This is a genomic window from Cupriavidus sp. FW305-F7, assembly GCF_058782875.1.
The window spans coordinates 1-5,559 of sequence record NZ_JBYSYC010000108.1 but is presented as its reverse complement, the minus strand read 5'-3'; the positions used below and the strand labels follow the sequence as shown (position 1 = coordinate 5,559).

Here is a 5,559-nt window from a genome sequence, read left to right as displayed (position 1 = left end):
ATCTCACATGGATTCCGGCCCATGGTCGTCCGTGAAGCGGTGGGAGACCGACATCCGGATATCCAGGAAGCCAATCTGTACGACATGAACGCCAAGTACGCAGACGTCATTGGCGAGGAAGAGGCAATGGCATACCTGAAGCAAGTCTCGGCCCTCTGATCATCATGGGCACGCATCTATTGCATTCGTAACCTACCAGGAGAGTTCTGATATGCAGCAAGAAAAGCTGGTCGCGCTGTTTCAGGAGGAGTTTCGGCGCTGTAAGTTGGATGAATCTGAGACGGCCATCGTTTTGTCGGGTGAGCGCACTCCGGCTGCGATGGCAGATGCCGCCATGCAGGCCATCACCAATCTGGGCGCCCAGGGATTCCGGATGCATATGGCTGCGCCGAGAGTAAAACCTGGCGCCGCGGAAGGTTCGTACGTCGGGCTTACGCCGGTCACGGGACAGAAGCTGGCCCTGGAGACGTTGAAGCAGGCCGATTTCGTGGTTGACCTGCTGCTGCTTCTGCATTCTCCGGAGCAAGTCGAAATCCTGAATGCCGGCACGCGCATGCTACTTGTGGTCGAACCGCCGGAGATCCTTGCAAGCCGGCCGCCGACGGACGCACTGCGACGCCAGATCGAGGCAAGCGAGGAGGTGCTCAAGGGCGCCCGGACGCTGCGCATCACCTCGTCGGCGGGAACCGACGTGGAGATGAAGCTGGGCCAATACCCGGTAATCACCCAATACGGTTACACGGATACCCCGGGACGCTGGGACCATTGGCCCTCCGCCTTCCTCTATACGTGGCCGGACGAGGGCTCGACAAACGGGCGAGTGGTGTTGAACCGGGGGGACTTTGTATGGCCCCTCAATCGGTACCTCGAATCCCCTATCACGCTCACCATTCGCGAAGGATACATTCGCAGCATCGATGGCGAGGAAGAGGCCGTGCGGCTTCGCGAGCAGATGGCGTCGTTCAACGATCCGGAAGCTTATGCCGTGTCACATATCGGTTGGGGGGTGGACCCCAGGGCGGATTGGGAAGCCTTGAAGAAGCAGCCGTCAAGCGTCGGCACGGATCCGCGATCGTTCGCGGGGAACATCATGTTCTCCACAGGCCCGAACACGGAGGCGGGCGGGAGCCGGCACACCATCGCGCATTTCGACATGCCGATGCTGGGCTGCACACTGACCCTGGATGGCTACACGGTGGTGCGCGACGGCGAGGTCGTTGGGCCGGCAATCTGAATTGCATGGGCGGCACCGCGTACCGGCGCTCGTCCGTGGCGGTCATGCTTTGGACCTCATTGCCCGGTGCGTTGTAAGCCGGGCGATGATGGCGACACACTCCATGCTCATAGAGGCTATTGCATGAAAGAAGGAACACGATTCCAAAGTCGCGGCGCGGATCGCCGCGCCAGACTGGCCGCCCGCCTGCGCGACAAGCGTGTGCTGTCGGCTCCCGGCGTTTTTGAGATGGTGTCGGCAAAGTTGGCCGACAGTATCGGCTTCGAGGCGCTGTACATGACCGGCTACGGCACGGTCGCCTCCTACCTCGGCTTGCCGGACGCGGGCCTTGCCAGCTACACCGACATGGTCAACCGCGTACAGCAGTTTGTCAGCGTGACCGACACGCCCATGATTTGCGATGCGGATACCGGTTACGGAGGCTTGCTCAACGTCATGCACACGGTGCGCGGCTATGAGGCCGCGGGCGCCAGCGCGATCCAGTTGGAAGATCAGGAGTTTCCGAAGAAATGCGGCCATATGCTGGGCCGACGGGTGATCCCGGCAGAAGCCATGGCTGACAAGATCCGTGTTGCGGCCGAGACCCGGGACGACCCCAACTTCCTCATTATTGCGCGCACCGATGCGCGCACCACACTCGGCCTTGACGAGGCGCTGCGCCGCGGCGAACTCTATGCAAAGGCCGGCGCCGACCTGCTGTTCATTGAAAGCCCGGAGTCGGTCGAAGAGATGGAGCGCATTGGTCGCAGCTTCGACGTGCCATTGGTGGCCAACATGGTAGAAGGCGGGCGCACGCCGGTCCTGAGTCGCGATGAGCTGCAATCCCTGGGCTACGGGCTGGCCATTTTCCCCGCGACCGCTTTTCTGGCGGCCGGAGCGGCCATGGGCAGCGTGTTCCGGAAGATCCGGGAGGACGGGTCCACCGTTGGGCTTGATACGCCCCTCTATGAGTTCCAGAAGTTCTCTGCGCTGATGGGCTTTGACTGGGTCGCTGATTTCGACCGCAATCATGCTCAGGAGTAGTGGCGACTTTTCATACGGCGGCAGGGAGGCAATAGCAATGAAGCAAACACCTGACCTTGGGACAGGGCCAGCCACGTGGGGGCATGCATGATGGGACGGACATTGTTCGACAAGATCTGGGACGCCCATGTGGTCAGCGATTTGGGCGAAGGATGGGCATTGCTTCATGTCGACCGGCATCTTGTCCATGATCTCAATGGCGCTCCGGCGCTCGCGGAACTCGAGGCGCGTGACTTGCCAGTGTGCAATCCGGAACTCGTCTTCGCCACGCCGGATCATGTGGTCTCGAGCCAGCCGGGACGCACTGGCAACACTTATGCTGAAGGTAGCCGTCTATACAATGGACTGCGCGACCGCACTAAGCAAAACCAGATCCGCCTGTTCGACATCGGCCAGCCTGGACAGGGGATCGTCCACGTCATGGCGCCGGAACTTGGGGTCGTCCTGCCTGGCCTTACCGTGATCTGCGGTGACAGCCATACCTGCACCAACGGCGGACTGGGAGCGCTGGCTTTCGGCGTCGGCTCATCCGAGGTCGCGCACGTCCTGGCCACCCAGACCTTGCGCCAGCAGAAGCCAAAGCGAATGCGCGTTCGCTGCGAAGGTGCGCTCGCTGTCGGCGTGTCAGCCAAAGACCTGGCCCTTCACATCCTGAAGACGCTCGGCGCGACAGCGGGCGTCGGTTATGCCATCGAGTACACCGGTAGTGCGGTGCGCGAACTGGACATTGAAGCGCGCTTGACCTTGTGCAATCTGAGCGTCGAACTGGGGGCCCGCTGTGGCATTGTGGCGCCAGATGACAAGACCATTGCCTGGCTCCGCGGACGGCCGTTTGCGCCGCAAGGCGAGGCGTTCGAGGTGGCCGCCACCCAATGGCGCTTGTTGGCCAGCGATGAGGACGCGGAATTCGATCGCGAGGAAGTCATCGACGTCGCGGAAGTTGCGCCTACCATCACATGGGGCGTAAGTCCCGACCAATCCATAGCGGTCGACGGCGTTATCCCCGATCCACACTGCGCACCCGAGCATTTGCGCAAATCCTATGCGCTGGCGTTGGAGTACATGGGGCTCGCCCCCAATGCGCCAATTGCCGGGACGCCTGTGGACTGGGTTTTCATTGGTTCCTGTGCCAATTCCCGTCTTTCGGACTTGCGCGCCGCGGCCGATGTCGTGCGCGGACGCCGGGTCGCGGCTGGCGTGACTGCCTGGGTCGTGCCAGGGTCTGAACTTACGCGCCGCGCTGGCGAGGCCGAGGGCCTGCGCGAGGTCTTCGAAGCGGCAGGCTTCCAGTGGCGAGAACCCGGCTGCAGCATGTGTGTTGCGGCTAACGGCGAGCAGGTACCGCCCGGCCGCCGCTCAGTGTCCACCTCCAATCGTAACTTCATCGGCCGCCAGGGCCCCAACGCACGCACGCATCTGGCCAGCCCTGCCATGGCGGCGGCAGCGGCGATTGCGGGCCATATTGTCGATGTGAGAACCATGAAACACGTGCCAGCTCAAGGGCCGCAGGTCGGGAGAACCGTATGACCATGCAGCCATTTACCGTCGTCACCGGGCCGGCCGCACCGCTGCTGCGGGCCAATATCGATACCGATGTCATTATCCGCATCGAGCATCTGACGATGTCATCGAGGAAGGAACTGGGTCGTTATGCCATGGAAGTCCTGCGCTACCTTCCGGATGGCAGTGAAGATCCTTCTTTCATACTGAACCAGCCTGCTTTCCGCGGCGCGCCCATCCTTCTTGCCGGCCCAAACTTTGGCTGCGGCTCATCGCGCGAGCATGCCGTGTGGGCGCTGCAGGGCGCCGGCCTGCGCTGTGTCATCGCGCCAAGCTTCGGCGACATCTTCTACGCAAATTGCTTCCAGAATGGCGTGCTGCCGATCCGCCTGCCGGTGGACGTGGTTCAGGATCTCGCGGTGCAATGCGCTCAGGGCGAGCCGCTGAGCGTCGATTTGCAGGCCTGTGGCATCACTGCGCCGGATGGCCGCGTAATGCCGTTCTCGGTCGACGCACGGCGGCGGGAGATGATGCTGCACGGGCTTGACGAGATCGGACTCACGTTGATCGATGCGCCACGGATACGCGCGTGGCAAGCCGCCGACAGGCTGAGTCGACCATGGGCCTGGCCAGGCGCGGTGACCGTGCCGACCCCCTGAACAGTTGACTCAGGTTAGCCGGCTTTGCTTAGCCGGCTTCCGCTTTCGTATTCATTCCGGTGCGCTTGACTGCGTTGGCTTTCAGTTCCGGATCCTGTAGCAAGGGCAGGGCACGCTCACTGTTGGCCGTCACCTGCTCAAGAAACTTGGAGGCCGCGAGGAGCGATTGGCGGGAAACGCCATCGAACATGGCATCGTTGAACCGCTCGCGGATCGGAGCAATGCACTCCATGGCCTTTTCGCCCTTGCGAGTGAGCAGCAACAGCACGCTTCGGCCATCGGCGCTATTTGGATGCTTCTCGACCAGCCCTTTCTTGATGAGGGCGCCGGCTTGCGTCGTAACGTGGGTAGACGCCATCAACGCATAGTGCGCGATATCGCGCACCGTGGCGCCACCTTTACCTTGGGAGTGGGCGATCGCCAGCAAGATGACATATTGGTTGCCGGTCAAGTCGATCTCGCGAGCGACGACTTCAAGAAACATGGCCAAGCGGTCCGCGAACATCCGGGCGAGGAACAGCACATGACGAAACTTCTCATCATTGCCATCCACCAGCATGGCCGCATGGGAGACGGAAGTCGCGGGCTCGAAGCTGGGTCGCGCCTGATCGGCTGCCTTGATATTGCTGCGGGCGGGTTTTTTCATATCGCTACCAGAGAGGCCATGTTGAAAGTATGAAGGTCCAAACAGCCGCATTATGCCAGATATAGCTACGAAACGTATTGACATGGCGACGCGAGCAAGCGAGCGCCTACGTGATATGCCAACTGAACTCGGGGAGCAAAAATGACAGATACGATGCGACAAGGCCGGCATGTGGTCGTCAATGGCATACGCTTGCACTACGTGAGGTTCGGCCGCGGCCAGACGCCGCTGGTCTTGTTGCCCGGCATCACGAGTCCGGCTGCGACATGGGAGTTCGTAGCCGAACGATTGGCGGCCTTCTGCGACGTCTAAGTTATGGATCTCCGCGGCCGCGGGCTGTCTCAGGGCGGAGCCGGGCTTGGCTATCGCCTGGACGACTATGCCGCGGACATTGAGGGCTTCATCCGGGCCGTAGGGCTGGAGGCACCGGCAGTCCTCGGTCACTCCATGGGCGCTCGCATTGCAGTGCGTCTTGCCGCTCGCTACCCGTCGAGGAT

General features: G+C 61.8%; 6 protein-coding genes. 5 read left to right on the top strand and 1 reads right to left on the bottom strand.

Annotated elements, in window-relative coordinates:
- Positions 1-211: 211 nt before the first annotated feature.
- The 4 genes from AC3WL8_RS39720 (at position 212) to leuD (ending at position 4,416) form a co-directional block, all read left to right on the top strand.
- Entirely contained in the window at positions 212-1,234 is a 1,023-nt protein-coding gene (locus tag AC3WL8_RS39720; RefSeq protein ID WP_492380232.1) for a 2,5-dihydroxypyridine 5,6-dioxygenase NicX family protein, read from the top strand.
- A gap of 123 nt (positions 1,235-1,357) precedes the next feature.
- Entirely contained in the window at positions 1,358-2,257 is a 900-nt protein-coding gene (locus AC3WL8_RS39715; RefSeq protein ID WP_492380200.1) for an isocitrate lyase/PEP mutase family protein, read from the top strand.
- Between the two features lie 90 nt (positions 2,258-2,347).
- Positions 2,348-3,784, top strand: coding sequence for a 3-isopropylmalate dehydratase large subunit (gene leuC / locus AC3WL8_RS39710; protein ID WP_492380234.1), 1,437 nt, complete (start codon positions 2,348-2,350; stop codon positions 3,782-3,784).
- 2 nt (positions 3,785-3,786) lie between these two features.
- Positions 3,787-4,416, top strand: coding sequence for a 3-isopropylmalate dehydratase small subunit (gene leuD / locus AC3WL8_RS39705; protein WP_492380233.1), 630 nt, complete (start codon positions 3,787-3,789; stop codon positions 4,414-4,416).
- 28 nt (positions 4,417-4,444) lie between these two features.
- Here the strand turns inward: leuD and AC3WL8_RS39700 are convergent, their stop codons facing one another.
- The gene (locus tag AC3WL8_RS39700) at positions 4,445-5,062 is read right to left on the bottom strand and encodes a MarR family winged helix-turn-helix transcriptional regulator (RefSeq protein ID WP_492380231.1); all 618 of its coding nucleotides are present in this window, start codon (positions 5,060-5,062) and stop codon (positions 4,445-4,447) included.
- Positions 5,063-5,377: 315 nt separating this feature from the next.
- Here AC3WL8_RS39700 and AC3WL8_RS39695 point away from each other — a divergent pair.
- Positions 5,378-5,559, top strand: a 182-nt coding sequence (locus AC3WL8_RS39695; protein WP_492380230.1) for an alpha/beta fold hydrolase, incomplete at its 3' end; no start/stop codon positions are given.